Genomic DNA, 448 nt, shown 5'->3' with positions numbered 1-448 from the left:
ACCACTTGCTCCACCTCCTGACAGTCGTTGCAGAGGATTATCCCATCGGTCTCCATCAAATCAAATCAAAGAAACAAGTATGATAAAAGCAGAATATAAAAAAGGTGGTCGTCCAACCAAGGGCGTAGCCGAAAAGAAGAAATACCGTATCACGGTGAAACTGAATACGCAGGATTATTATACGCTTAAAGGCAAAGCCAAAAGCGCAGGAGTAACCATGAGTGATTTTGTAAGGAAAGTTCTTGATAAAGGAAATGTCATTGAGCGACTGACCGTAGAGCAAGCAGACTTCATCCGCAAGCTGTGTGGAATGGCAAACAACCTCAATCAGTTGGCACATCGCGCCAATGCGGAAGGATTTCATACCATTGCGCCTTTCCATAAAATCATCATTAGCAAGATTGATGAAATCCGAAATCTGATACGAAGATGATTGCAAAGATAATGA

Annotated in this window: 1 protein-coding gene; it reads left to right on the top strand. The window is 42.2% G+C overall.

What is annotated here, in order from left to right; translation table 11 throughout:
• Nucleotides 1-79 precede the first annotated feature (79 nt).
• Nucleotides 80-433 (top strand): plasmid mobilization protein, encoded by a 354-nt coding sequence (gene mobC, locus HMPREF2983_RS09740; protein ID WP_070667952.1) that lies wholly within the window; start codon nucleotides 80-82, stop codon nucleotides 431-433.
• Nucleotides 434-448: the final 15 nt, after the last annotated feature.

The sequence above is a fragment of the Prevotella sp. HMSC077E09 genome (genome assembly GCF_001814685.1).
Lineage (GTDB): Bacteria > Bacteroidota > Bacteroidia > Bacteroidales > Bacteroidaceae > Prevotella > Prevotella oris.
Note: the sequence above shows the minus strand (reverse complement) of the source record. Positions and strands in the feature narration are given on the sequence as shown.